This window comes from Paraburkholderia sp. EG287B (assembly GCF_040965595.1).
Taxonomy (GTDB): domain Bacteria; phylum Pseudomonadota; class Gammaproteobacteria; order Burkholderiales; family Burkholderiaceae; genus Paraburkholderia.
In genome coordinates, this window is the sequence record NZ_JBFRCG010000018.1 from 74294 (window position 1) to 98025 (window position 23732).

Genomic DNA, 23732 nt, shown 5'->3' on the forward strand with positions numbered 1-23732 from the left:
CACTCCACGTGTTGCGCCCCACATTGAACCGCACACCGACCAAAGGCGGATTCATCATGTTGAAAGAACGTCAGAGCTCTTTCCTCTTCGGGGGCAACGCCCCTTACGTCGAAGAGCAATATGAAACTTACCTGGCTGACCCGGATGCGGTCACCGGTGAATGGCGGGCGTGGTTCGATGAACTGCGCGAAACGCCCGCTATCGACGGCAGCGATCGCGACGACGAACCGCACGCCCCCGTCATTTCCAGCTTCGTCGAGCTTGCGAAGCGGCCGCCGCACGCGATCGTTCATGCCGACACCACCCTCGCGAATGACGCCGGCCTCGGCCTCGCGCGCAAGCAGGTCGCGGTACAGTCGCTGATCGCCGCGTTCCGCATGATCGGCACGCGCACGGCCGATCTCGATCCGCTGATGTGGACGCCGCCGCGCGCCTACGCCGAGTTGACCCCGGCTTACTACGGCCTGACGGCCGCGGACATGGCGACGACCTTCAGCACCGCCGACACGTTCCTGTTCGACGACGACGCCACGCTGAAGGAACTCGTCGCGGCGCTGAAGCAAACCTACACGGGTACGCTCGGCGCCGAGTTCATGCATCTCACCGACGCCGAACAGCGGCGCTGGTGGCAGATGCAGCTCGAATCCACGCGGGCGAGGCCGTCGCTGCAGGCCGCCGAGAAACGCCGGCTGCTGGAACGCCTGAGCGCGGCAGAAGGCCTCGAGAAGTACCTTCACGCACGCTATGTCGGGCAAAAGCGCTTCTCGCTCGAAGGCGCGGAAGCGCTGATTCCGCTGCTCGACGAAGTCGTCCGCTACGGGGCTTCGAAAAATCTGCGCGCGGTGGTGATGGGCATGGCGCACCGCGGACGCCTGAATGTTCTGGTGAATATCGTCGGCAAGCCGTTGCGCGCGCTGTTCGACGAGTTCGATGGCAAGGATCCCGAAAGACTGCCCGCGGGCGACGTGAAGTATCACAAGGGCTTTACGAGTTCGGTCGATACGCCTGACGGGCCGGTCGAAGTGAGGCTCGCGTTCAACCCCTCGCATCTGGAAATCGTCAACCCGGTCGTGCAAGGCATGGCTCGCGCCAAGGGCGAGCTCCTCGGCAGCGCGGACGGCGTCGAGGTTCTGCCGGTCGAGATTCACGGCGACGCGGCGATGTCCGGCCAGGGTGTCGTGATGGAAACCTTGAGCCTCTCCTATACGCGCGGCCACGGCACGGGCGGCACCCTGCATATCGTCGTCAACAACCAGATCGGCTTCACGACCTCCGATCCGCGCGACACGCGTTCGACGTTCTACACGACGGACGTCGCGAAGATGATCGAGGCGCCCGTCCTGCATGTGAATGGCGACGACCCCGAAGCCGTGGCGATGGCGGTGCGCCTTGCCCTCGACTATCGCACCGCGTTCAAGCGCAGCGTGGTCATCGATCTCGTGTGCTTCCGCAAATACGGCCACCAGGAACAGGACACGCCGGGCATCACGCAGCCGCTGATGTATCGCGCGATCGCCAGTCATCCCGGCGTGAGAACACGCTATGCGCAGAAGCTGATTCAGCAAGGCGTGCTGACCGCCGAAGAAGCCGAGGGCTATGTCAGCGAGCGGCGTCAACGGCTCAAGCAAGCGAACGAAACCGACGGCTCCGACGCGGCCTCTTCACGCGAGGAAGCGGCGAACGCGGCTTCTCACCCCACCCCGTCGACGGAAGCGCTGCGCAGTCTGGCGCAGCAGATTTCGACCGTTCCCGAAGGCCTGGCGCTGCATCCGCTCGTCAAGAAGATGATGACCGGGCGCCAGGAAATGGCCTCGGGAAAACGGCCGCTCGACTGGGGCATGGGCGAGCATCTGGCCTTCGCTTCGCTGCTCGCCGATGGGATCAGCGTTCGACTGAGCGGGCAAGATAGCGCGCGCGGGACGTTCAATCATCGTCACGCCGCGCTGCACGATCAAACACGCATGAACCGGCCGGATGGCGTCTACGTTCCGCTCGATCATCTCGGTGATGCGAGTGACCACGCGCCAGGCCGCTTCAGCGTGACGAACTCCATCCTCTCCGAGGCGGCGGTGCTCGCATTCGAGTACGGCTATACGACGGTGAACCGCGATGCGCTGGTGATCTGGGAAGCGCAATTCGGTGACTTCGCGAACGGCGCGCAAGTGGTGATCGACCAGTTCATCGCGGCGGCGGCCGCCAAATGGGGGCAACGCAGCGGCCTGACGCTCTTCCTTCCTCATGGGCAGGAAGGCGCGGGACCCGAGCATGCATCGGCGAGGCTCGAACGCTATCTGCAGCTGAGCGCGCAGGACAACATGCGCGTCGTCCAGCCGACCACGCCCGCGCAGCTGTTCCATGTGCTGCGCAGGCAGGCGCTCGCCGCCGATCGCCGCCCGCTTGTCGTCATGACGCCCAAGTCGCTGTTGCGTCACCGGGAAGCAATCAGCACGTTCGACGAATTGAGCGAGGGCGCATTCCGCGAGGTTCTGCCGGATATGCAGGTCGAGGCGTCGCGGGCATCCAGCGTCGAGCGCGTCGTCGTGGCCACGGGCAAGGTGTACTTCGAGTTGCTCGAGCATCGCCGCGCGGACGCGACCGACACGCCGATCATCCGCGTCGAACAGCTTTATCCGTTTCCCGCAAAACAGCTGGCCGCCGAACTCGCGCGCTATCCCAACCTGAAGACGGTCGTCTGGTGTCAGGAAGAGTCACGCAACCAGGGCGCATGGAGTTTCGTCGAGCCGCAGCTGCGCGAGCTCCTGGCAACGGGCGCGAAGCTCGCCTACGCCGGTCCCGACGCCGGTGCATCGACCGCGCCGGGCTACCATTCGGCGCACGTCGCGCGGCAAGCCGCGCTGGTCGAACAGGCGTTCACGGGGTAACGGGCGCATGCGTGTCGCGATGATGCTCTATGCGGGTTTTCAACTGCTCGAGGTGAGCGGCCCGATGGATGTGTTTCACGAAGCGAATCGCCTGTATGGCGGCGCGTTTTATGAACCGCACCTCGTCGGGACCTCGCCTGGGCCCGTGCCGTCTTCCAACGGCACGGCGGTGGGCACCACAGAATGCCTGTTCGAAACGCGCCCGTCGTTCGACGTCGTCGTGGTGCCCGGGTCTCCCGTGGTCAGTTCGTCGAGTGAGCATCGCGAACTCGTGACGTGGCTCGGCGACGCCGGGCCCGGCACGCAAAGGCTGGCCTGCATTTCCAACGGCGCGTTCCTGGTGGCGCGCGCCGGTGTTGCCGACCGCCGCTGGCTGACCACGCATTGGCGCGATGCTCAGCGCCTCGCGGCCGAACATCCACGCGTGCATGTCATGTCCAATCCCGGCTGCCTGAAGGATGGCAACCTCTATTCATCGGGCGGCGCAAGCGCCGGCATTCATCTGGCGCTGTCGGTCGTGCGGGAGGACCTTGGGGAAAGCGCGGCGGGAACCATCGCCAGAACGTTGTTGATGCAGCCGCATTGAAGCACGCGAGAGCACAGGGAACGCCATGATAGACGCGAACCGGATTCACAAGGCCCTCGCCAATCCACTGCGGCGCGACATCCTCGCGTGGCTGAAGGTCCCCGCCGACACCTTTCCAGAGGGCCACGTCGATCTGGGCCACGGCGTACCCGCACACGCCATCCAGGCGCGCAGCGGGCTCTCGCAGTCCACCGTATCGGCGCACCTTGCCGTACTGGTCGAAGCGGGACTGCTCGTTTCGACGCGAGTCGGACAATGGATGTTTCTTTCACGTAACGAAGAAGTGATACGGACCTTTGCCGAACAGATTCGCCTGCATTTATAGGAGAATCTGGCGTGGCGCGAGTTGGCGTCGTAGTTGCGTGCAAGGCAGATCTATCCGTGGAAAATGCGTAATGGACAAGCTGGACATGATGCGGATTTTCGTCCGCATAGCGGAAGAAGGCAGCTTTACGGGCGCGGCCGCGCGCCTGGACATTCAAACCAACAATGCGTCGCGGGCGGTCTCGCAGCTCGAGTCGCAATTGCGTCTGCAGAGGCTGACCGCCTATGCGGTGCACGCCTCGCGCAAGTTCCTCGACGCCAGGATCAAGACGTTCATGGACTCCCTGCGCGAGGCGGTGCCCAAAGCGCTTGCCGCGGATGCGCAAGCGTTGAGCCGGGCCGCCAAACAATCTTAGCCCGCGACTGCCTTGTGTTCGTGCGAAGCCACACGTTGCGGCGAGGGTTGTGACGCAGTTGCAGCCGCAGCGATTTCGTTTTGCTTGATGATCTTTTCGATCTCGCCATCGGCTTGCGCGTCGTACTGTGCGAAGACGTCGGTGCGATAGCGCGTGTTTTGCGCCGCGCCGAGCTGCGAGCCCGATTCGTCGTGCGTATCGGCATCCACCGTCATCGAAAGGCCGATGCGCAACGGACGCGCCGCGAGTTCGCGTGGATCGAGCGCGATACGCACCGGCAGGCGCTGCACGATCTTGATCCAGTTGCCCGTGGCGTTCTGCGCCGGCAGCGTCGCGAAGGCGCTCCCCGTGCCCGCCGAGAAGCCTTCGACGCGCCCGTGATACTTCACGCTCGAGCCATAGACATCGGCAGTGAGCGTCACCGGCTGGCCAATGCGCATGTGCTTGAGCTGCACTTCCTTGAAGTTCGCATCCACCCATACGCCGTCGAGCGGCACGATCGCCAACAGCGGCGTGCCGGGCGACACGCGCTCGCCCACCTGCACCTGGCGCTGCGCCACATAACCCGTCACGGGTGCGGGCAAGGTATCACGTGCATAGGCGAGCCAGGCCGCACGCACTTTCGAGGCGGCCGCCTGTACGTCCGGGTGCTGTTCGACCGACGTGCGATCGGTCAGTGCGTGATTCGCCGCCCCTTGCTGGCGTGCGGCGTCGAGCGCGGCCTGGGCGGCCTGTACCGCGTCGCGCGCGTGGGCGATGTCTTCGGCAGAAACGGCGCCCGAGTCCGCCACCGCCGTGCGACGGCGCAGATCGTCGTTGGCACGGGCCAGGTCCGATTCGCGTTGCGCCACGTTCGCCGCATAGAAGTCGTTGTTGACATAGAGGCCGCTCACGCGACGCACGGTCTGGCCGAGCGACGCTTCGGCATCGGCCAGCGCGATTCTTGCGTCGGCCGGATCGAGCGTCACGACCGGGTCGCCCTGCTTCACGATCTGCGTGTCGTCGGTGTTGACGGCTACCACCGTGCCCGTGACCTGCGGCGTGAGCTGCACGAGATTGCCGCTCACATAGGCGTCGTCGGTCGATTCTTGAAAACGGCCTTCCGTGAAGTAGTACGCGCCATACGCCGCGCCCGCGATCAACGTCACGGCGCCGAGCAGCGCGATCAGGCGCTTGCGGCGGCCCGGGGGCGTGGCCTGCTGGTCGTTGTTGGCCGGGGCCGCTTGCGCGCCGCCTTTCTTCTCGTCGAGTTGATCCACCGGCTTGCGGTCGGTCGTGATCGTTTCGCTCATTTCAGTTCTCCTGACGGGTATGCAAACATGCCGTTCAACGTGCGGCGGCAATGACGGAATTGGCTTGAGGGGCGGGTTGCGCGGCAACGTCGGCGCCGTGACCGGTATCGGCCGAAGTGTCGACATAGCCGCCACCCAGATCCGAGGCCAGCGCGATCTGCTCGTCGCGGCGGTCCATCTTCAGGTTGGCGATGGCTTCGTCGGCGTTCAGTGCCGTGACGTCGGCGTTGAGCACCGTGAGCTGATTAGTCAGGCCGCCCTTGAATTGCGTGATCGCGAGCTGGTCGGCGTCGCGTGCCGCCTGCTGCGCGGTTTGGGCATCGACGAGCTGCGCATCGCTCGAATGGATCTGCGCGAGCTGCGTGGCCACGCCGCTGAGCGCGCCAATCAGCGTCTGGTCGTAGGCGGCCACGGCGTAGTCGAACTCGGCGTAGCGGCCCTTCAACTGCGCACGCAGTTCGCCGCCGTCGAGGATCGGCAGGTGGACCGCGGGGCCGACCGACGCCGTGCGGCTCGCGGCGGTCAGGAAGCGGCCGAAGCCGAACGCGTCGAGACCGAGCGCGGCGCTCAGGTTGATGTCCGGATAGAACTCGGCCTTGGCCTCCTTGACCTCGTGCGTGATCGCGTCCACGCGCCAGCGCGCCGCGACGATATCCGGGCGCCGGCTCACGAGGTCGGCGGGCAGGTTGTCCGGCAAACGCACCTCGTCGCCCACGCCGAGCGTCGGCCGCGTGATCGCGAGTCCGCGGTCGGGGCCCTTGCCCAGCAGCGCGGCCAACTGGTAGCGCGTCGTGAGAATGCTGCCGTCGAGCGCGCTCACCCGCGAGCGGCTCGTCGCCAGGTTCGCCTGCGCGGTCTTGCGTTCCACCTGCGTGTCGAGGCCCGTGGCAATGCGGCCCGCCGTGATGCGGTCGATCTGCTCGCGGCGCGTGACTTCTTCCTGCGCGATGTCGCGCAGCGCATAGAGCCGCGCTAGCTGGTTGTAGGTGCGTGAGATCGAGGTATCCAGCGTGAGCTTGACCACTTCCTCGTCGGCCTCGCTCGCGGCCGTCTCCGAGACGGCTGCGCGCAGCGCCTCGCGGTTCTTGCCCCACAGATCGAGATCGTAGGATGCGGTGAGCAGCCCCTTGTTTTCGGTCTGCCACGAACCGGCATACGGCGGCGGAATCAGCGCCGTGCTGCTGAACTGCTGGCGCGTGAGCGTGTAGCTGGCGTCCACGCGCGGCAGCGTGCCCGCCTTCGCGGTTTCGCTATAGGCCTGCGCCTGGGCCACGCGCGCCTTGGCCTGCTCGACGCTCGGGCTGCCCTGCAGCGCTTCGGCAATCAGCGCCTTCAGCTGCGCGTCGCCGAACTGGTCGACCCAATCGGCGGACGGCCAGTGCCCCTGTTCCTGCGGCAGGCTCTGCGCCGTCTCGAACTGTTGCGGCTGGGCCATCTGCTTGTCGCTATGGATGCCCGCGTAGTTGGCGCAAGCCGCCAGCGTGGCCATTGCGATCGCCGATACGCCCAGCTTCAGCGTACGGGTACCGATGCTTGCTCTAGAAGTCTGAGATTTCATTTTCTGACATATCAGATTAATGGTCGAAAAAAAGCGCGGCACCACGGCCGCACCGTTTAGTCGTCTGCGAACTTGCGAAGCAGGCGGTTCAGTTCGGCGAACTCCGCCTTGGTGAATTTGCGCAGGCGTGCGTTCAACACTTGCGGCGCGACTTCCGGAATCTGCTCCGCCGTTTTGAGTCCCTTTGCCGTGAGGTGCAGATTGACCACACGACGGTCGTCTGCGTCGCGGGAACGCTCCAGCAGACCCTTCGTTTCCAGCTTGTCCAGCATCCGCGTCATGAGGCCCGTATCGATGCCGAGCAACTTCGACAGTTCGAACGGCGTGGTCGCCACATCCTGCATCAGGGAAACCAGAATGCCCATTTGCTGGCCCGTGATCTCGAGGTCCTTGAGCGCCGCGTCCATTTCCGCGACGATCACATTGCGCGCCTTGACGATCCTGAAACCGACACTTTCCGTAAGCATGAAATTTTTCGTCGTATAGTGGTCCATCGCGACATCCTCCGTGTTGAACAGCACAATATCTGCATTATCAGATACTGTCAAGATAAACACGCTAGTGCATTGCCGTCTGAACCGGGTTCAACTGCAGCATTCAGTGTCCGCCAGCGGCTGCCGCGCCCGCGCCACCGCCCTTGACCGGCCTCGTCACCCAGATCAGCGGGATGATGACGACGAAGATCACCGCCGAGATCCAGAAGATGTCGTTCAACCCCAGCATGGTGGCCTGCGCGTTGAGCGAGGTTGCGTAAAAGGCCGTGGCCTTGGGAATGCCGCCACCCAGCGTCGCCTGCAGGTGCGCAATGGCGCCGGTGAAAGCCGGATTCTCCACGCTCGTCTGCTCGGCGAGCCGGGCGTGATGGAGGATCGTGCGGTCGTTCCAGGCGTTGCTCATGAGCGACGTGCCCACGGCGCCGGCGAAAATGCGCGCGAAGTTGGACAGGCCCGCGGCCGCCGGAATCTCGTCGGGCCGCAGACCCGAGAGGATGATGCCGGTGAGCGGCGTGAAGAACAGCGCCGTGGGAATGCCTTGCAGCAGCGTCGGCAGAATCAGCGTCCACGCATCCACACCGGTCGTGTAGTTCGCGCGCATGAAGAACACGGCGGCGAAGCCCACGAACGCCAGGGTGGCTAGCACCCGCAAATCGGAGCGCGGCATGACCTTGCCCATCACGGGGGCCAGGATCACCGCGAAAATCCCCAGCGGCGCGGTAACGAGCCCCGCATCCACCGCGCGGTAGCCGAGAAAGCCCTGAATCCACTGCGGCAGGATCACGAGGTTTGCAAAGAAGATCGCATACGCGACCGAAATCGCAATCGTGCCGCCGAGGAAGTTGCGTTTGGCGAATAGCCGCAGGTTGACGATCGGTTTTTCCTCAGTCAATTCCCAGATCAGGAAGAACACGAAGCTGACCGCGGCGACGATCGTGAGCACCCAGATGACCGGCGAGCTGAACCAGTCGAGATCCTTGCCCTTGTCGAGCATGATCTGCAGCGGCGCGACCCACGCGATAAGCGAGATCAGCCCGACCTTGTCGATGGGCAGTTTGCGTGCCGGCGTCTCGCGGTCGCGATAGATTGCCCAGACCACGCCGGCGGCAAAGAGGCCGACCGGTACGTTGATATAGAAGATCCACGACCAGCTGTAGCTGTCGGTGATCCAGCCGCCGAGCGCCGGGCCCGCGATCGGTCCAACGGTTGCGGTCATCGCCCACAGCGCCAGCGCGTTCGAACTCTTTTCCTTTGGAAACGAAGCGAGCAGTAAGGCTTGCGACAACGGCACCAGCGGCCCCGCCACCGCGCCCTGAACGATACGGGCGACGAGCAGTGTCAACAGGTTCGGGGCCATACCGCACGCTGCCGACGAGAGCACGAACAGCAGGATCGCCCAGACGAACAGCTTGACCTGGCCCACGCGCTGCGTCAGCCACCCGGTCAACGGGATGGACACCGCGTTGGCCGCGGCAAACAGCGTAATGACCCACGTGCCTTCGTCGATCGACACGCCGAGGTTGCCGGAGAGCGTGGGAATCGCGACGTTTGCAATCGACGAATCCAGCACGTTCATAAAGGTGGCAAGCGCCACGGCGAAGGTGCCGAGCGCGAACTTCGCGCCAGTCAGCTGGGCCGGCCCGCCTGGGTTGGTCGATGGATTCATGTTAGGTTCTCTCGTCTGGATGCGAATGTCCCGTCAAGCACGGGCAGTTATCTGACATGTCTGATAATTGGGCAAAAAAAACGCCGCCCTAGCCATGGAGCAGTCTGGAAAGCAGCGTGCTCAAGGCGTCGAAGTCGGACTTCGAGAAGTGCGAGAGCCGCTCGCTCCAGGCCCCGGGGGCAACGTCCGCGTTGCGGGCCGCGACCGCGCAGCCCTCCCGCGTCAGCGAGACGTCCACGAGGCGCCGGTCCGTGCCGTTGCGCTCACGCTCCACGAGCCCGCTGGTTTCGAGCTTGTCCAGCACGCGGGTCATCCGGGCCGGGTGGACGCCAAGCAGCTTCGCCAGCGCCGCCGGCGTTTTCGCGCTCCCGCCGGCCAGCGTCAGCAGAATGCCGCGCTCCTGGAGGTTCAGCCCGGCGTCCTTGAGCCCTGCCCTGAGTTCGGTGGCCATCAGGTGGTGCGCCTGACCGAGCACGAACACCAGCTTCTGCGTGCGCTCGAAATCTTCATTGACGGGATCGCTCATCGATTGCCCTCCTCGATATCTGATGCGGACTATATCTGACATTGCAGATGTGTGCAAGGAAGTTTCCGCGGGCGCACAGGACGGGCCGGCGCCTCGATGCAGCGCCCAACCGCCTTCTGCGCGCGACGCGATACACCGTGTAAAAAGTGATGTGACCGGCAAGCGAAAATCGACGCCGATCTTCGCAGCTATATTGTTTCGGCAGGGATTGGATCCGTGAAGTGCGCAACGCCGGATCGATGCACTCTTTATTCAGGAGAATCGAAGCATGACTGACAAACCGCTTACGCTGGGCATCGATCATGTCGGACTGACTGTGCGCGACCTGAATCTCACGCGTGACTTCTTCGTGAATTGCCTGGGCTGGAAACAGGTTGGCGAAAGGCCCAGTTATCCGGCTGCGTTCGTCTCGGACGGTCACGTCATGTTGACGCTCTGGCAGGTGACCGATCCGAACCGCCTCGTCGAGTTCGACCGCAAGACCCATGTGGGCCTGCATCATCTTGCCTTGCGCGTAGGCAGCGAGGTAGCGCTCAACGACATCTTCTCGCGCGTGACCGCCTGGCCCGGTGTGAAAATCGAGTTTGCGCCGGAGAACCTCGGCCCAGGGCCGAAGCGCCACACCATGGTGTACGAACCGGGCGGAATCAGGCTCGAGTTCGACCACGATCCGCGCACGCAGGCCTCCTGAGGCTCGCAGTGATCCGCGTGTGAGCGCTCACGCGGTCAGGCCGGACCACTTTAGTCAGTTATCCAAAGCGAAACAGGCGTCATTCGCATGAAGTTCATTCGCTGCGCGCCGTCACGCCCAACCTGCAGTCATTTGTTCCTGCGACTCACAACTGTTTGTCCGCGTCCTGTATTCAAACCGGGGGCATGGATGCGTAAATTGGTCGTCATCGGAGCAGCAAGCCCGATCAAAAACAGAGTCCAACTTACTTCGAGGTTCATATGAGTCAAGCCCCTAAAGTCATCGTGATCACCGGCGCATCGCAAGGCATCGGCGCCGAAGCGGCCAGGGCATTCCGCGCATTCGGCCACAAGGTGGTCGCGACCTCGCGCAACATCAAACAGACTGACGATAGCGATCTCGTCGCAGTGGCGGGCGATATCGCCGATCCGGCCACGGCGCGCCGCGTCATCGAAACGGCTGTCTCGCGCTTTGGCCGCGTCGATACGTTGATCAACAACGCGGGCATTTTCATCGCGAAGCCGTTCACGCAATACACCGCGGAAGACTACGCAGCGATCAAGGGCACCAACCTCGACGGCTTCTTCCATATCACGCAGCTCGCAATCGCGGAGATGGAAAAGCACGAGAGCGGCCACGTCGTCACGATCACGACGACGCTCGTCGATCACGCGATCGACGGCGTGCCGTCGGTGCTGGCCTCGCTGAGCAAGGGCGGTCTCGCCGCCGCCACGCGCTCGCTGGCGATCGAGTACGCGAAGCGCGGCATTCGCGCCAACGCGGTATCGCCCGGCATCATCAAGTCGCCGATGCACGCGCCCGAAACCCACGCCGCACTCGGCGCGCTGCATCCGATGGGGCATATGGGCGAGATGAGCGACATCGTCAACGCGATCCTCTATCTCGACTCGGCGCCCTTCGTGACGGGCGAAATCCTCCACGTCGACGGCGGCCAGGTCGCCGGCCACTAAAGGCGCACTGCGCTCCACGGGGCCCCACCGGGCCGACGAGGGAGCGCCGCTCGCCAGCGCTCCTTGCAACGATCACCATCGAGGAAAGCGAAATGCCGATCGTCACAATTCAGGTTACCCGCGAGGGCACGCGGCCCGGCACGGATTCCGTCACGGCGGAAGAAAAGGCCCAGCTCATCAAGGGCGTGAGCCAGCTCTTGCTCGACGTGCTGAACAAACCGCTGGAGGCGACTTTCGTCGTCATCGAAGAAGTGCCAACGGAAAACTGGGGATGGGGTGGCCTGCCTACCGACGTCTATCGACGACAGAAGGGACTCATCAAGTAAGCGCGCTCGGCCCGCTCGAGAGCGGGCCGAGCGCAATTCGTTGTGAAAACGTACGTATTCAAGGAGAACGTCATGAAGATTCTTATGGTTTTGACTTCGCACGACGAACTGGGCAATACGGGACGCAAGACCGGGTTCTGGCTCGAGGAACTCGCCGCGCCGTACTACGTGTTCAAGGACGCCGGCGTGCAGATCGTGCTCGCGTCGCCCAAGGGTGGCAAACCTCCGCTCGACCCCAAGAGCAACGAGCCGGACTTTCAGACCGACCTGACGCGTCGCTTCGAAGCCGACCCGGCTGCGTTGGCGGATCTGGGCAACACGGCAAAGCTCAAGGATGTCGCCCACGACGCATTCGACGCCGTCTTCTACCCCGGCGGCCACGGCCCGATGTGGGATCTCGCAGAAGACCCGGACTCTATCGGCCTGATCGAGCGAACGATCGCAGCCGGCAAGCCCGTCGATCTCGTCTGCCACGCGCCCGGGGTACTGCGGCACGTGAAGGGTCCCAACGGCAAGCCGCTCGTCAACGGCAAGTCAGTCACGGGCTTTACGAATAGCGAAGAAGAAGCGGTTGGCCTGACCAAGGTGGTGCCGTTCCTCGTCGAAGACGAACTCAAGGCGAAGGGCGGCAACTATTCGAAGGGCCCCGACTGGCAGCCGTATGTGCTCGAAGACGGGCTGCTGCTCACCGGGCAGAATCCCGCGTCGTCGGGGCCGGCCGCCAAGGCGCTGCTGGAGAAGCTGGGCAAGCGTCACTGAGTCTCGGCCCTCGAGAGCAGGATAATGGCGGCTGCCCGGCTCGGGGGCCGCCCCAACCCCCACAACAACCGCCAAAATCCAGGTAACAGGCCTCTTATATTTTCATTGCCACTCGCGCACGCTAAACGCGCTGCTCAGCGTTCGCACTCCGTAATCGCGCTGTAAACGAGCGTGCGCAACTGCCGGCGAATCGGATACGCAGTCGAAGGCAGAAGCTGGGTGAGAAACAGCACGATCATGTCCTCGCGAGGATCGGCCCAGAAGAAGGTACTGGCCGCGCCGCCCCAGAAGAAGTCGCCCGCGCTGCCCGGAATCAGCGTGGATGCGGGCGCAATCGTCGTGGCGAAGCCGAGCCCGAAGCCCACGCCTTCGTAAGCCGCTTCGGTGAACATCGAGCGCGAGAGGCGCGGCAGGTCGACGCCGCCCGGCAGATGGTTGGCGGTCATCAGCGCGATGGTCTTCGGCCCCAGCAGCCGCACGCCGTCCAGCTCGCCGCCCCGCAGCAGCATGCGCGCGAAGCGCATGTAGTCGGCCGCCGTGGAAACGAGGCCGCCGCCGCCCGAAACGAACGAGGGCGGCTCGCGATACGGGCTCGTGTGAGGATCGTCCTGCAGCTCCGGACCTTTTTCGGCAACGACCTTCGAGCCGAGCGCGCCGATGGCGTAGCAGGCGCAAAAGCGCGACACCTTCTCCTGCGGCACGTAAAACGCCGTGTCGACCATGCCGAGCGGCTCGAAGATCCGCGTTTTCAGAAAGTCCTCGAAGGCCATGCCGCTGACCTTGCCGACGAGATAGCCGAGCACGTCCGTGGAAACCGAATAGTTCCAGGCCTCGCCCGGCGAAAATTCCAGCGGCAGCGTGGCCAGCTTCTCGATCATTTCGTCGAGCGTGCCCGCGGTCGCAAGCTCGCCCACCTTCAGCTTGCGATAAGCCGCATCGACATTGGTGTTCTGCTGAAACCCGTAGGTCAGCCCCGAGGTATGCCGCAACAGGTCGACCACGCGCATCGGGCGCGCGCTCGCGCGCGTCTGGAAGCTGTCCATGAAACCGCCCGCGTACACGCCAAGTTTTTCCCACGACGGGATGTACTTGCTGACGGGGTCGTCGAGCGCGATCTTGCACTCCTCGACCAGCATCATGATCGCCACCGACGTAATGGGTTTGGTCATCGAGTAGATGCGGAAGATCGCGTCCTCGGCCATCGGCGTACGCCGTTCGCGGTCCGCGAGACCCAGCACCGAGTTCAGCGCGAGTTCGCCGCGCCGCCACACCTGCGTGACGGTGCCCGCGAGCGTGCCGGTCGCAACGTAGTTCTCGTCGAGAAAACGTTCGATCCGCGCGAGCCGCTCACACGACATACCCTGCTTTTCCAGACCTTCCCTACCCATGACGCCTCCTTTGATGGATTGACCGAGCGAATTCGGAACCGATGGATTGCACGCGATGCGCGTCACAGTATCGGTCATTCGGCGCGAAGTCGCATTGCATTGCGTATCGGCGCCATGCGCGTTGAAATTTCGTTTTTTTAGCGCCTCGACACGCAGTATGTGTGGGGTACACTACCGGGCGACAAAATACAGAATTACAGCGGGGGGCTGCCATGGGCGAGACGGAAACACATTCCTGGCCCGGGAAAGCGTTGTTTCGTGCATTTCCGAAGGACCCAGAGAAGGAGCAGGCCGTACTGCGCATCACGCTCGGTTCCGTCGTTCTTCTCGCCTACCTCGTTGCCTGCTCGATCTATCGCTCGACCCACGTCTACGCAACGCTTCTGGCGGTCACCGCTTATGTGGCGTTCGGCGTCATATCGTATGTGGCAGTCACCGTCGCGCCAGCGCGCTCTCTCGTGCGCCTCACGCTCGCCACGATCGCCGATCAGGCCATCGTCACCGGCGCGCTGGCCGTGGGCGGAACGGCCGCGCTGCCGCTCCTGTGGGTGGCCTTCTGGTTTCTGGTCGGCGCGGGCTGCCGCTATGGCCAGCGCATGCTGGGCCTTTCCTGTGTCGTGGCGCTCGTCGGCATCATGGGCCTGATGCATTGGCAACCGTGGTGGGGCGCCAATATCACGGCCGCGCTTGGCATTGCGCTCAGCATCGTGGCGACGTCCATCTATCTGGCGGTGCTCGTCCACCGGCTGGAACGCCAGGCTTCGACCGATCCGCTCACCGGGCTCTACAACCGTGTGCGTCTCGAGCAGGCCATCGGGCGCACGCTCTTTACGCGCACCGCCGAGGTCGATCGCACGGCGATGCTGCTCGTCGATCTCGACGGCTTCAAGGAAGTGAACGACTCCTTCGGGCACGCGGTGGGCGACGAACTGCTGCGCAGCTTCGCCGCGGCACTGGTGCGGCGCATGCGGCGCGGCGATACGCTCGCGAGACTGGGCGGCGACGAGTTCGTGGTGCTGGCGCGGCACGTCTACGACAAGAACGACGCACTGACCGTCGCCAACAGCATCCACGCGATTCTCGCCAACATGCGCACCGTGGGCGGCTATCCGGTGACCGTGTCGTGCAGCATCGGCGTGTGCCTGCTCACGGAAGGCAGCGGCAGCCGCTCGCTCGATGCGCGAACCCTGATGCGCGCCGTGGACAGCGCCATGTACCGGGCCAAGTCGCGCGGCATGGGCAAGACCGAGTTCGTCGATACGGTCGGCGTCGTGCCCGGCATGGTCTGACCCCGCTCGCTCCCGTCTCGTTCGGGAAATGGTGGGCTGGCGCCACGGTCGTGCCCGGATTGTTCTCCTGGCGGAAACAGTGAATTCGGCTATTAGGTATTTACCCTAGTCCCTGACCCTCCTACACTGACTTCACCGCTGCTTACAACCCTGTAGGCAGTTCAAGAAGAAAGTAAATCTGGAGGTTAGTCATGAAATCGCTCGTCCAAGCCGTTGTTATCGCTGCCGCCCTCGCCGCTCCCGTTGCCGTGTTCGCCCAGTCGAACCAGCCCGTGACCCGCGCACAAGTCCGTGCAGACATGGTCCAGGTCGAAAAGGCCGGCTTCAATCCGGCACGTTCGAACCCCAATGAATATCCGGCGAACGTTCAGGCTGCCGAAGCTCGCGTCGCTGCGCAAAACAGCGCAGTGGGCGGCGTGAACAACGGTTCGTCGCAAGCCGGTCAGGCAGCGCAGTAAGCTGCCCGGCTGAATAGCCGCGCTTTGTAGTCGTTGCCTTCTGGCGTCCGCAACGCCTCGCGTAGCGCCTTGTTAAGCCTGAATGCGCAACACGACCTCTCCGTCACCCGCCGGTAACTGCACCTGCACGCCCAACTCCCCGGCTTGCGACTTCAGCCCACCGGCATCGCGCAGTTCGGGCCATTGCCGCAGCGTCAGCGGTAGCGGTCCCTTCACGCCGTCGTAGCGCACATTCAGCGTATCGCCGCGCCGGGTCACGCTCACCTGTGTCACGCGCGCGCCGCGCTGGTCGCGCAGCGTCACGGCCGCGCTCGCACCATCGGCCAGTTCGAACAGATGCAGTTCGCTGCGCGATGCGTAGTCGTAGTCGGGACGCTGGTCCTCGGCGCCGATCGCGAGCAGCGTATTCGGCCGCACGTAAATCGGCAGGCTTAGAAACCCGTGCCGCTCGCGCACCCACCTGCCGCCCTCGACCTGCCGGCCCGTGAACAGATGCGTCCAGCGGCCCGCCGGCAACCAGAAGTCCACGTCGCCCGCGGCGTTGAAGACCGGCGCCACCAGCAGCGATTCACCGAGCAGATACTGGCGGTCCAGATGCTCGCAGGCTGGGTCGGCGGGAAACTCCAGCAGCATGGCGCGCAGCATCGGCGTGCCGTGATCGACCGCCTGCTGCGCGGCGTCGAACAGGTACGGCATGAGGCGCGACTTCCATTCGGTGAAATGGCGCACCACCTCCACGGCTTCGTCGTCGAACAGCCATGGAACGCGATACGACTTGCTGCCGTGCAGGCGGCTGTGGCTCGACAGCAGCCCGAACGCGCACCAGCGCTTGTAGACGTCGGCGGGCGCGGTGTGCTCGAATCCGCCGATGTCGTGGCTCCAGAAACCGAAGCCGCTCAGGCCTAGCGAGAAGCCGCCGCGCAACGTCTCGGCCATCGATTCGTAGGTCGCGCTGCAGTCGCCGCCCCAATGCACGGGCAACTGCTGGCTGCCCACGGTGCCGGAGCGCGCGAACACCACCGCTTCGCCCTCGCCGCGCACGTCGCGCAGCACGTCGAACACCACCTTGTTGTAGAGGTAGCTGTAGTAGTTGTGCATCTTCTGCGGATCGGAGCCGTCGTGGTAGACCACGTCGGTGGGAATGCGCTCGCCGAAATCCGTCTTGAAGCAGTCCACGCCCATTTCCAGCAAACGCCTCAGATGTCCCGCATACCACTGTGCCGCGGCGGGATTCGTGAAGTCGACGATGCCCTGGCCGGGCTGCCAGCGGTCCCACTGCCACACGTCGCCGTTGGGCTTGCGCAGGAGGTAGCCTTTCGCCATGCCTTCGGCGAACAGTGGCGAGGGTTGCGCGATATACGGATTGATCCACACGCAGATCTTCAGCCCGCGCGCCTTGCGTGAAGCGCTCCAGCACGGCTTTGGACGTGGGGCCGTCGATCACGTAGTATTCGAGCCGCTCGCCCGGTGAATCATCCGGAAAACGTTTCGGAGTTCCCGAATACCCATGCGCTGGTTGAATGATGTTGGAATGTGTGCGGGCTCGCGGAGCCCGCACGGTGCGAAACATCATAACCGTAAGTCAGCGATAGGCCGAATAAGGCGAAGAAGCAGAAATGCCAGCGGACGTTCCTCACGTCCGCTGGCTGAGCGCCAGGCAGGGCCTGAAACTTTGCCTCTATTGTGTCGAGAACACTGATATCCCGCCATTCGGGAATGCCGCCGACCCGGGCTGGTACGGCACGAAGACCTCGCCGAGGCTGCTGTCGATGCCAACCGAGTGCGCGCCTGTCCCCACCGCCACGGTGTAAATGAGCTTGCGCGTCGCGCCGTCGATCACACCCATGGTCGGGGTAAAGCCCGAAGACGCCGCGGTGCCGCTCGTGACGTAGTGGCGCGCAGGCAGGAAGTAGCGATTCGACGCGGGATCATAAGCCACCTGGTCCACGCCGCCGAACGGCACGGATGCGAGTTGCGTACCCGTATTGCGATCGAGGATCAGCGTAATGAGCGGATCGCCCGCAGAAGGATCGCAACCAATCAGCACGTCGCTGTTGGGACCGAGCGCAATGCCGGCGGGGCCGCATTTGCCGAGCGCAAACGCCTTGCTCACCGCAGGCGCGCCCGACGTGACCGAACTGGCGGTGATCACGTCGAGTTCGCCGTCGGGGTTGGCGGTGGTGCCGTCGTTGTTGATGAGAAAGTTCTTCGAGGCCGGATCGTACACGCAGGCTTCCAGGCCTGAAGAGCCGTTGAATACCAGTTTGTTCACGACAGTTTGCGTCGTGGTCGAAATGAAGGTCACGTAGGGCGGCGTGTCGCCGGGGCTCGCAAACATGACGAGATGGTCGTCGGGATCGTAGCAGCCTTCATCGACGCGCGAGCCCGACGTGCTGATGGGGATCGTCTTGACCGTTTGCATCGCGGACGTGTCGACGATCTTCACGCTATCGACGTCCCCTACGTACAGCGTATTCATTCCCGTCACGCCCACGATGCCGTCAGGTCCGGACGCATCGGTGCTCGCGCCCGCACCGGTGAAGTTGCCCGGAATCTGCGCGAGCAGCGCTTTCGTTTTGGTATCGACGACATCGACGGACTTGTTGTTGCGATCGGCCAGATAGTACCGGCCCGCTTCCACATAGCCGATATCGAAACTGAACGCCGGGCTCGTCGTATTGGGCACGGTAATGTTCGAGAGCAGTTTGGGCGCGGACGGCGTGGCCGCGGCCGACGCCGGGTTGGAACTGGAGGAGTCCGATCCTCCGCAACCGGCAACGGCCACCGTCGCCGCGAGTAGAAAGGCCAATAAGGGTTTATTCATCAGTCGGCTCCTTTGAGCAGCAGAACAGGTGGATCAACACGCGAATGCCTCTCGGAATCTGCGGGAGCGCCTCGACGAATCGCCATCGCGCTGCGGCTCACATCATCCATTTTCTTGAAGCGGCCGAACGGCGGGCTTCGATCTGGACGTAAGAATGCGCAAGGAGCGGTAATAATGCACAGCAAAGAAATTGATCGTTTCCATTTAAAAGCGCGTATGCATGTATGGCTCTAGAAACTTGTCGATGAATAGAACCATCGCGCCCAGTAAGTTTCGGTTCACGCCTTTATTGCTGGAATGAAACTCAGAATTGATCAGGTCGGGAAAAGAATTTCGGCGTGCTGCGCCGCGCCATTTCCTGCACTGCCGTGCCGCGATGGCCTTGAAGCGCGCGCTTCAGCTTGTCGTTGAGGTTTTGATGCGAAGGCACATCGAGATGCGGAGTTTGACGCGGCGTCGGTTGAGCCGCGTGCGAACGGGACACGCATGTAAGGTTCGGTTGTGAAGTCGAAAGCGACATTGGCGGTCATTCGAAGATCAAGCCGCCAGAAATAAAAGAGAGGCCAGGGAAAAGCCTGACCTCCGTTTGATTCACCAGGAATATAAGCGCGCCGGAATCAGAAGTTCAAAGCGGCACGTCCTCGATCAAACGCGCTTTCAACGCGCGAATACGCTGATCGACGAAATAGCCGCCGCCTTCCGTATAACGAAGATAAAGGCGTCTGCACACCGTGCATTGCCACACGCCGCAACGGTTATACGGAAAGTACCGGGGCGCGATCGGCGCATTTTCCGACCAGTAGCCCACCTCTCCCGGCAGATGTTCGGCGAAGGTCGGTTCGGCTTCGTCCGCGCTAACGAGCGTGCCGATCTGTTCCAGCTGCCGCTCGTCGAGCGAGAGCGGCTGCGATTGCCAGCCATCCAGCGGCGTTTTCGTGCAGGTGCAAGGCGGCGGGTCGGTTTGCTCCGCGTGTTCGGCGAGTTCGCGCAGCGCGGCAGCGTCTAGGTATCGGGGCATGGAACAAGAGTGGATCTGCGGTTGAGCGAGGGAGCACAGGCTCCAGCGCGCATCTTAACGCCTGACGCCGCCTGGGTTCATCAGGCGCCGCTTCTCATGCGCTCGATGTGCGGCATCACCCATGCGCGGTCGAAGCACCCTTCGGCGATCGCCTGCAAGGCGGCGGCCTCCTTTTCGCCCTGCCGGCGCGCGCCCGCAATGACGGTCTCCACATCAGCGGGCGCGATGGCGAGCAAGCCGTCCTCGTCGCCCACGATGATGTCGCCGGGATTGACGACCATCCGGCCGATGGTCACCGGCACGTTGATTTCGCCCGGACCGTTCTTGTAGGGCCCGCGGTGCGTCACGCCGCGCGCATACACCGGAAAGTCGCGCTGGCGAATCGCGCCGACGTCGCGGATCGCGCCGTCGATCACGAGCCCCTGCACGCCGAGACTTTCCGCGTAGCTCGACATGATGTCGCCCATCAGGGCCTGGGTCACTTCGCCCGCGCCGTCGATCACGAGCACGTCGCCCGGCCGGCAGAAGTCGAACGCGCGATGGATGGCGAGATTGTCGCCGGGACGCGTACGCACCGTCACCGCCGTGCCCGCCATCGGCCTGGGCCTGTGGAACGGCCGCAGGCCGAGCATGCCGCTCGAACGCGCCATGTTGTCGCTCAGGAGCGACACTTGCAGTTCGCGCAACGCAGCGAGCGTCGCTGCGCTGGCCTGCGGGGCGGACTCGTGTTCACGCCAGCCAATCTGATTCATTTCGTGATCCCTTCCAGTGCGGTTTGTCGTTCGATCTGCGCGGAAAGACGGCTGTACACCGCACGCGCGTTGCCTTCGTAAATGCGTTGCCGGTCGGCGTCGCTGAGCCATTCGATCGCATCGATATAGCGGCGCGTGTCGTCGTAGTAGTGGCCGGTTTCCGGGTCGATGCCCTGCACCGCGCCGATCGTCTCCGAGGCGAACAGGATGTTCTCCACCGGAATCACCTTGGCGAGCAGGTTGGAGCCCGGCTGATGGTAGACGCAGGTATCGAAGAACACGTTCTTGAGCAGGTAGTCCTTCAGGAGCGGCCGTTTCATGTCCTGCGCCAGACCGCGATAGCGCCCCCAGTGATACGGAACCGCGCCGCCGCCGTGCGGAATAATGAAGCGCAAGCTCGGGAAGTCGGCGAACAGGTCGCCCTGCAGCAGCTGCATGAATACCGAGGTGTCGCCGTTGAGGTAATGCGCGCCCGTCGCATGAAAGTTAGGATTGCACGACGACGACACGTGGATCATCGCGGGCACGTCGAGTTCCACCATGGCCTCGTAAAGCGGATACCACGAGCGATCCGTGACCGGCGGTCCCGACCAGTGACCGCCCGAGGGGTCCGGGTTGAGGTTGCAGCCCACGAATCCCAGTTCCTCCACGCAGCGGCGCAGCTCCGGAATGCAGTTTTCCGGCGTCACGCCCGGTGCCTGAGGCAACTGGCAAACACCCACGAAATGCTGCGGGAAAAGCGCGCACACGCGATGCACGAGATCGTTGCATTCGCTGGACCACAGCGCATTCGCCGCTGCGCCCGCCTCGTGATGACCCATGCCCGCGGCACGCGGGGAGAAAATCGTCAGGTCCGTGCCGCGCTCGCGCTGAATGCGCCGCTGGCCGTTTTCGATGCTTGCGCGAATCTCGTCGTCGCTGATCGACGGGCGCGGCGGCACCGGCGTGCCGTCCTTGAGCGCGGCGATCTGTTTCGCGCGCCAGGCTTCGTGCAGGGGCGGCGAGGTGGTGTAGTGACCGTGGCAGTCAATGATCATGTAGCAATTCCATCAGGTGTACGGAAGATTAAGATCAGCTCTCCGTCGCTTCGTCGTGGCCAACGAGCGACGGGTTCGAGGCACCGCGCTCGGCGGGCTTCACGCGCATCACGATGGCGATGAGCGTGGCGACCACGAGGAAAGCGGCAATGGTGAGCAGCGCGAGCTTGAAGTTGCCGGTGGCGTGGCGCACGAGACCGATGGTCCACGGCCCCACCACGCCGCCGAACTGGGCGATCGTGTTGACGAGCGCGATCGTCGCCGCGCCCGCCGCACCGGTTCTGAACGAAGCGGCCAGGCTCCAGAACAGCGGGTTGCCCGCATAGATGAAGAGGCCCGTCACGCAAAGCAGCGCATACGCAAGCAGCGGATTCGGCGCATACGCGCTCCCCGCAATCGCCAGTGCGCTCATGCCGTAGACGAATGCGAGGTGGTATTTACGGTCGCCTGTGCGGTCCGAGCTGCGGCTCACGAGATACGTACCCAGCACGCCCAGGAGCGGCGGCGCAGCCGAGAGGAAGCCCACTTCGATGTTGTTGAGGTGCCCCAGGCTTTTCACGATCTGCGGCAGCCACAGGAACAGCCCATAAATGCCGACCAGCGCGCAGCCGAACAGACACGCGAGGCTCCAGACGCGAATATCGCTCGCCACCTTCAGCAGCGGAAAATGCCGATGGCCGCCCAGCGCCTCGCGCTCCCTGGCGAGCGTGGCTTCGAGCCATTGCTTCTCTTCCGTGGAAAGCCAGTCGGCGTCAGCGGGGCGCTCGGTCATGATGCGCAGCGTGACGAGGCCGAGCAGCATGGCGGGCACGCCTTCGATAATGAACATCCACTGCCAGCCGTGCATGCCGAGCGCGCCGTTCGCGTAAGTCATGACCGCGGTCGAGAGCGGGCCGCCCAGCACGGCCGAGAACGACCCCGCGATGATGTACCCGCCCACGGCGCGGGCGCGGTAGCGCTCCGGAAACCAGTAGGTCAGATACACGGCGATACCCGGCAGAAAACCGGCTTCCATCACACCGAGCAGAAAGCGCAGCACGTAAAAGCTCGACGCATTGAACACGAAGGCCGTTGCCGCCGCAACGGCTCCCCACGTGAGCAGAATGCGCGCGATCCAGCGGCGCGCGCCGACGCGGTGCAACAACAGGTTGCTGGGCACTTCCAGCAGCATGTAGCCGACAAAGAAAATACTGCCCGCAAAGCCGAACACGGCCGGGTCGAAGCCCATGTCCGAGTTCATGTCGAGTGCGGCGAACCCGATATTGATACGGTCCAGATAATTGAAAAACATCATGCAAAAAAGGAGCGGCACGAGCCGCTTGTAAACCTTTCGCATGGTTGCTGCTTCATCGAAGTGACTCATGCTGTCTCCGCTTCATGGCGACGGGCGGTGCCGTCGCTGCATAGTTATCGGCCGGCAGCGATGAGCGTTGCCGGCGGCACCCCGCGAGACAGGGCACCTGAGTTTCGATAATAAGAAGCGGGGGGCGTCGAGTCCAAGACGCGATACTTATGCTTCTATAAGCGTGCGCTTATAGTGTGCTGGCGAGCGGCGGCGGCAGGCATTCGAGAAACGCGCGCAGATGCGGCGAGGCGTCGTCGCTGCGGAACGTCGCGGCCAGCACGGTGCGCTGTGAAGCGCCGGGGCCATCGAGGTGGCGCGCCACGACGTCGGCGCGGCCATGGCGCGCCACCGACTCGCCCACCACGGTCACGCCGAGCCCTGCCGCCACGAGCGCGATGGCGGTCTGGATCTCATAGGCCTGATGCGCGACGAGGGGCGTCACGCCAGCGTCGCGGTAGAGCGCCTGAACCGTGCGCTTGAACTGCGCGTTCTGATGCTTCGGGTAGAGGATCAGCGGCGTATCGGCGAGTTCGTCGATGCGCACCTTCTTTCGCTTGGCGAGCGGGTGATCCGACGCCATCAATACCACGAGCCGCTCGCGCAGCAGCGGCAAGGTCGTGTAACCGGGCACGGCGAGCGGCTGCCGCCCGATGCCGACATGGATGCGCATGTCGCGCAGCGCGTCGGTCTGTTCGTCGGTCAGCATTTCGAACAGCTTGAGTTCGACCTGCGGATACGCCTGATGAAACGCCTTGAGCGCAGGCGGCAGGACGCTGTACATCGACGAGCGCGTGAAGCCGACACTGAGCCAGCCGCGCCGGCCCACGCCGATCTCCAGCGCGCCGTGCGTCACTTCGGCGAGCGAGCCGAGAATCTGCCGCGCTTCGGTGGCGAGGTACTGGCCCGCTTCCGTCAGGCGCAGCGGGCGGCGCGTGCGATCGATCAGTTGCGTGCCCACCCGGTCCTCGAGGGCGCGGATCTGCTGGCTCAAGGCCGGCTGCGCAATGTGCAGACGCTCCGCGGCGCGGCTGAAGTTCAGTTCCTCGGCGAGTGTCACGAAACACTGCAGGCCCCGAAGCTCGTTCATCTCGTCATCTCCGTATCGATTTGCCCAGCATCGTAATACAGCGAACAACCCGCAGACCGGGCACGTCATTTGCTCCCGATCGAACGGCGCATGCCGATCGCCA

General features: G+C 63.8%; 24 protein-coding genes. 10 read left to right on the top strand and 14 right to left on the bottom strand.

Annotated features, from left to right (window positions below; genetic code table 11):
- Window positions 1-56: 56 nt before the first annotated feature.
- The 4 genes from AB4Y40_RS30695 (at window position 57) to AB4Y40_RS30710 (ending at window position 4148) form a co-directional block, all read left to right on the top strand.
- Complete coding sequence (locus AB4Y40_RS30695; RefSeq protein WP_368691057.1) at window positions 57-2882, top strand: 2-oxoglutarate dehydrogenase E1 component; 2826 nt, start codon at window positions 57-59, stop codon at window positions 2880-2882.
- Window positions 2883-2889: 7 nt separating this feature from the next.
- Complete coding sequence (locus AB4Y40_RS30700) at window positions 2890-3468, top strand: AraC family transcriptional regulator (protein ID WP_368691058.1); 579 nt, start codon at window positions 2890-2892, stop codon at window positions 3466-3468.
- Window positions 3469-3493: 25 nt separating this feature from the next.
- On the top strand, window positions 3494-3793 hold the full coding sequence (locus tag AB4Y40_RS30705) for an ArsR/SmtB family transcription factor (RefSeq protein WP_368691059.1): 300 nt from the start codon (window positions 3494-3496) through the stop codon (window positions 3791-3793).
- 70 nt (window positions 3794-3863) lie between these two features.
- The gene (locus tag AB4Y40_RS30710) at window positions 3864-4148 is read left to right on the top strand and encodes a LysR family transcriptional regulator (protein ID WP_368691060.1); all 285 of its coding nucleotides are present in this window, start codon (window positions 3864-3866) and stop codon (window positions 4146-4148) included.
- Here the strand turns inward: AB4Y40_RS30710 and AB4Y40_RS30715 are convergent.
- From AB4Y40_RS30715 to AB4Y40_RS30735, 5 genes are all read right to left on the bottom strand, one after another.
- The gene (locus AB4Y40_RS30715) at window positions 4145-5440 is read right to left on the bottom strand and encodes an HlyD family efflux transporter periplasmic adaptor subunit (RefSeq protein WP_368691061.1); all 1296 of its coding nucleotides are present in this window, start codon (window positions 5438-5440) and stop codon (window positions 4145-4147) included. The two genes, AB4Y40_RS30710 and AB4Y40_RS30715, sit on opposite strands and share 4 nt — an antisense overlap.
- A gap of 34 nt (window positions 5441-5474) precedes the next feature.
- Window positions 5475-6998, bottom strand: a complete 1524-nt coding sequence (locus AB4Y40_RS30720) for an efflux transporter outer membrane subunit (RefSeq protein WP_368691062.1) — start codon at window positions 6996-6998, stop codon at window positions 5475-5477.
- A gap of 56 nt (window positions 6999-7054) precedes the next feature.
- Complete coding sequence (locus AB4Y40_RS30725) at window positions 7055-7492, bottom strand: MarR family winged helix-turn-helix transcriptional regulator (RefSeq protein WP_368691063.1); 438 nt, start codon at window positions 7490-7492, stop codon at window positions 7055-7057.
- A 103-nt stretch (window positions 7493-7595) separates the two neighbouring features.
- Window positions 7596-9158, bottom strand: coding sequence for a DHA2 family efflux MFS transporter permease subunit (locus AB4Y40_RS30730; protein ID WP_368691064.1), 1563 nt, complete (start codon window positions 9156-9158; stop codon window positions 7596-7598).
- A gap of 88 nt (window positions 9159-9246) precedes the next feature.
- Window positions 9247-9684 (bottom strand): MarR family winged helix-turn-helix transcriptional regulator, encoded by a 438-nt coding sequence (locus AB4Y40_RS30735; protein WP_368691065.1) that lies wholly within the window; start codon window positions 9682-9684, stop codon window positions 9247-9249.
- A gap of 268 nt (window positions 9685-9952) precedes the next feature.
- On the opposite strand from AB4Y40_RS30735, the gene AB4Y40_RS30740 reads away from it, so the two are divergent.
- The 4 genes from AB4Y40_RS30740 (at window position 9953) to AB4Y40_RS30755 (ending at window position 12431) form a co-directional block, all read left to right on the top strand.
- The gene (locus AB4Y40_RS30740) at window positions 9953-10375 is read left to right on the top strand and encodes a VOC family protein (protein ID WP_368691066.1); all 423 of its coding nucleotides are present in this window, start codon (window positions 9953-9955) and stop codon (window positions 10373-10375) included.
- Between the two features lie 260 nt (window positions 10376-10635).
- Entirely contained in the window at window positions 10636-11346 is a 711-nt protein-coding gene (locus AB4Y40_RS30745) for an SDR family NAD(P)-dependent oxidoreductase (RefSeq protein ID WP_368691067.1), read from the top strand.
- A 92-nt stretch (window positions 11347-11438) separates the two neighbouring features.
- Complete coding sequence (locus AB4Y40_RS30750; RefSeq protein WP_018442101.1) at window positions 11439-11672, top strand: 4-oxalocrotonate tautomerase family protein; 234 nt, start codon at window positions 11439-11441, stop codon at window positions 11670-11672.
- 72 nt (window positions 11673-11744) lie between these two features.
- Complete coding sequence (locus tag AB4Y40_RS30755) at window positions 11745-12431, top strand: type 1 glutamine amidotransferase domain-containing protein (RefSeq protein WP_368691068.1); 687 nt, start codon at window positions 11745-11747, stop codon at window positions 12429-12431.
- A gap of 134 nt (window positions 12432-12565) precedes the next feature.
- Here the strand turns inward: AB4Y40_RS30755 and AB4Y40_RS30760 are convergent, their stop codons facing one another.
- Window positions 12566-13819 (bottom strand): serine hydrolase domain-containing protein, encoded by a 1254-nt coding sequence (locus tag AB4Y40_RS30760; RefSeq protein ID WP_368691069.1) that lies wholly within the window; start codon window positions 13817-13819, stop codon window positions 12566-12568.
- A gap of 251 nt (window positions 13820-14070) precedes the next feature.
- On the opposite strand from AB4Y40_RS30760, the gene AB4Y40_RS30765 reads away from it, so the two are divergent.
- Together AB4Y40_RS30765 and AB4Y40_RS30770 are read left to right on the top strand one after the other, a co-directional pair.
- The gene (locus AB4Y40_RS30765) at window positions 14071-15108 is read left to right on the top strand and encodes a diguanylate cyclase (protein WP_368691070.1); all 1038 of its coding nucleotides are present in this window, start codon (window positions 14071-14073) and stop codon (window positions 15106-15108) included.
- Between the two features lie 191 nt (window positions 15109-15299).
- Window positions 15300-15566 carry a DUF4148 domain-containing protein gene (locus AB4Y40_RS30770; protein ID WP_069265932.1) on the top strand — a complete coding sequence of 89 codons (267 nt, stop codon included), beginning with the start codon at window positions 15300-15302 and terminating at the stop codon, window positions 15564-15566.
- Window positions 15567-15638: 72 nt separating this feature from the next.
- Here the strand turns inward: AB4Y40_RS30770 and yicI are convergent, their stop codons facing one another.
- The 8 genes from yicI to AB4Y40_RS30810 all read right to left on the bottom strand — a co-directional run bounded on the left by yicI (window position 15639) and on the right by AB4Y40_RS30810 (window position 23629).
- Window positions 15639-16952, bottom strand: a complete 1314-nt coding sequence (gene yicI / locus AB4Y40_RS30775; RefSeq protein ID WP_368691170.1) for an alpha-xylosidase — start codon at window positions 16950-16952, stop codon at window positions 15639-15641.
- 292 nt (window positions 16953-17244) lie between these two features.
- The gene (locus AB4Y40_RS30780; RefSeq protein WP_368691071.1) at window positions 17245-18390 is read right to left on the bottom strand and encodes a hypothetical protein; all 1146 of its coding nucleotides are present in this window, start codon (window positions 18388-18390) and stop codon (window positions 17245-17247) included.
- Between the two features lie 304 nt (window positions 18391-18694).
- The gene (locus AB4Y40_RS30785; RefSeq protein ID WP_368691072.1) at window positions 18695-18910 is read right to left on the bottom strand and encodes a hypothetical protein; all 216 of its coding nucleotides are present in this window, start codon (window positions 18908-18910) and stop codon (window positions 18695-18697) included.
- 105 nt (window positions 18911-19015) lie between these two features.
- Window positions 19016-19408: a hypothetical protein gene (locus tag AB4Y40_RS30790; protein ID WP_368691073.1), complete on the bottom strand. Its 393-nt coding sequence runs from the start codon at window positions 19406-19408 to the stop codon at window positions 19016-19018.
- A gap of 80 nt (window positions 19409-19488) precedes the next feature.
- A complete protein-coding gene (locus tag AB4Y40_RS30795) occupies window positions 19489-20160 on the bottom strand; it encodes an RraA family protein (protein ID WP_368691074.1) in 672 nt (223 codons plus the stop codon).
- A complete protein-coding gene (locus AB4Y40_RS30800) occupies window positions 20157-21197 on the bottom strand; it encodes an amidohydrolase family protein (protein WP_368691075.1) in 1041 nt (346 codons plus the stop codon). Before AB4Y40_RS30800 ends, AB4Y40_RS30795 begins: the two co-directional genes overlap by 4 nt.
- 34 nt (window positions 21198-21231) lie before the next feature.
- Window positions 21232-22560: an MFS transporter gene (locus tag AB4Y40_RS30805; RefSeq protein WP_368691076.1), complete on the bottom strand. Its 1329-nt coding sequence runs from the start codon at window positions 22558-22560 to the stop codon at window positions 21232-21234.
- A gap of 169 nt (window positions 22561-22729) precedes the next feature.
- A complete protein-coding gene (locus AB4Y40_RS30810) occupies window positions 22730-23629 on the bottom strand; it encodes a LysR family transcriptional regulator (protein WP_368691077.1) in 900 nt (299 codons plus the stop codon).
- Between the last annotated feature and the right edge of the window lie 103 nt (window positions 23630-23732).

Bases quoted from the DNA above. Each gene is read 5' to 3' on its own strand.
- AB4Y40_RS30695 (WP_368691057.1), top strand. From the start codon at position 57: ATGTTGAAAGAACGTCAGAGCTCTTTCCTCTTCGGGGGCAACGCCCCT.
- AB4Y40_RS30700 (WP_368691058.1), top strand. From the start codon at position 2,890: ATGCGTGTCGCGATGATGCTCTATGCGGGTTTTCAACTGCTCGAGGTG.
- AB4Y40_RS30705 (WP_368691059.1), top strand. From the start codon at position 3,494: ATGATAGACGCGAACCGGATTCACAAGGCCCTCGCCAATCCACTGCGG.
- AB4Y40_RS30710 (WP_368691060.1), top strand. From the start codon at position 3,864: ATGGACAAGCTGGACATGATGCGGATTTTCGTCCGCATAGCGGAAGAA.
- AB4Y40_RS30715 (WP_368691061.1), bottom strand. From the start codon at position 5,440: ATGAGCGAAACGATCACGACCGACCGCAAGCCGGTGGATCAACTCGAC.
- AB4Y40_RS30720 (WP_368691062.1), bottom strand. From the start codon at position 6,998: ATGAAATCTCAGACTTCTAGAGCAAGCATCGGTACCCGTACGCTGAAG.
- AB4Y40_RS30725 (WP_368691063.1), bottom strand. From the start codon at position 7,492: ATGGACCACTATACGACGAAAAATTTCATGCTTACGGAAAGTGTCGGT.
- AB4Y40_RS30730 (WP_368691064.1), bottom strand. From the start codon at position 9,158: ATGAATCCATCGACCAACCCAGGCGGGCCGGCCCAGCTGACTGGCGCG.
- AB4Y40_RS30735 (WP_368691065.1), bottom strand. From the start codon at position 9,684: ATGAGCGATCCCGTCAATGAAGATTTCGAGCGCACGCAGAAGCTGGTG.
- AB4Y40_RS30740 (WP_368691066.1), top strand. From the start codon at position 9,953: ATGACTGACAAACCGCTTACGCTGGGCATCGATCATGTCGGACTGACT.
- AB4Y40_RS30745 (WP_368691067.1), top strand. From the start codon at position 10,636: ATGAGTCAAGCCCCTAAAGTCATCGTGATCACCGGCGCATCGCAAGGC.
- AB4Y40_RS30750 (WP_018442101.1), top strand. From the start codon at position 11,439: ATGCCGATCGTCACAATTCAGGTTACCCGCGAGGGCACGCGGCCCGGC.
- AB4Y40_RS30755 (WP_368691068.1), top strand. From the start codon at position 11,745: ATGAAGATTCTTATGGTTTTGACTTCGCACGACGAACTGGGCAATACG.
- AB4Y40_RS30760 (WP_368691069.1), bottom strand. From the start codon at position 13,819: ATGGGTAGGGAAGGTCTGGAAAAGCAGGGTATGTCGTGTGAGCGGCTC.
- AB4Y40_RS30770 (WP_069265932.1), top strand. From the start codon at position 15,300: ATGAAATCGCTCGTCCAAGCCGTTGTTATCGCTGCCGCCCTCGCCGCT.
- AB4Y40_RS30780 (WP_368691071.1), bottom strand. From the start codon at position 18,390: ATGAATAAACCCTTATTGGCCTTTCTACTCGCGGCGACGGTGGCCGTT.
- AB4Y40_RS30785 (WP_368691072.1), bottom strand. From the start codon at position 18,910: ATGTCGCTTTCGACTTCACAACCGAACCTTACATGCGTGTCCCGTTCG.
- AB4Y40_RS30790 (WP_368691073.1), bottom strand. From the start codon at position 19,408: ATGCCCCGATACCTAGACGCTGCCGCGCTGCGCGAACTCGCCGAACAC.
- AB4Y40_RS30795 (WP_368691074.1), bottom strand. From the start codon at position 20,160: ATGAATCAGATTGGCTGGCGTGAACACGAGTCCGCCCCGCAGGCCAGC.
- AB4Y40_RS30800 (WP_368691075.1), bottom strand. From the start codon at position 21,197: ATGATCATTGACTGCCACGGTCACTACACCACCTCGCCGCCCCTGCAC.
- AB4Y40_RS30805 (WP_368691076.1), bottom strand. From the start codon at position 22,560: ATGAGTCACTTCGATGAAGCAGCAACCATGCGAAAGGTTTACAAGCGG.
- AB4Y40_RS30810 (WP_368691077.1), bottom strand. From the start codon at position 23,629: ATGAACGAGCTTCGGGGCCTGCAGTGTTTCGTGACACTCGCCGAGGAA.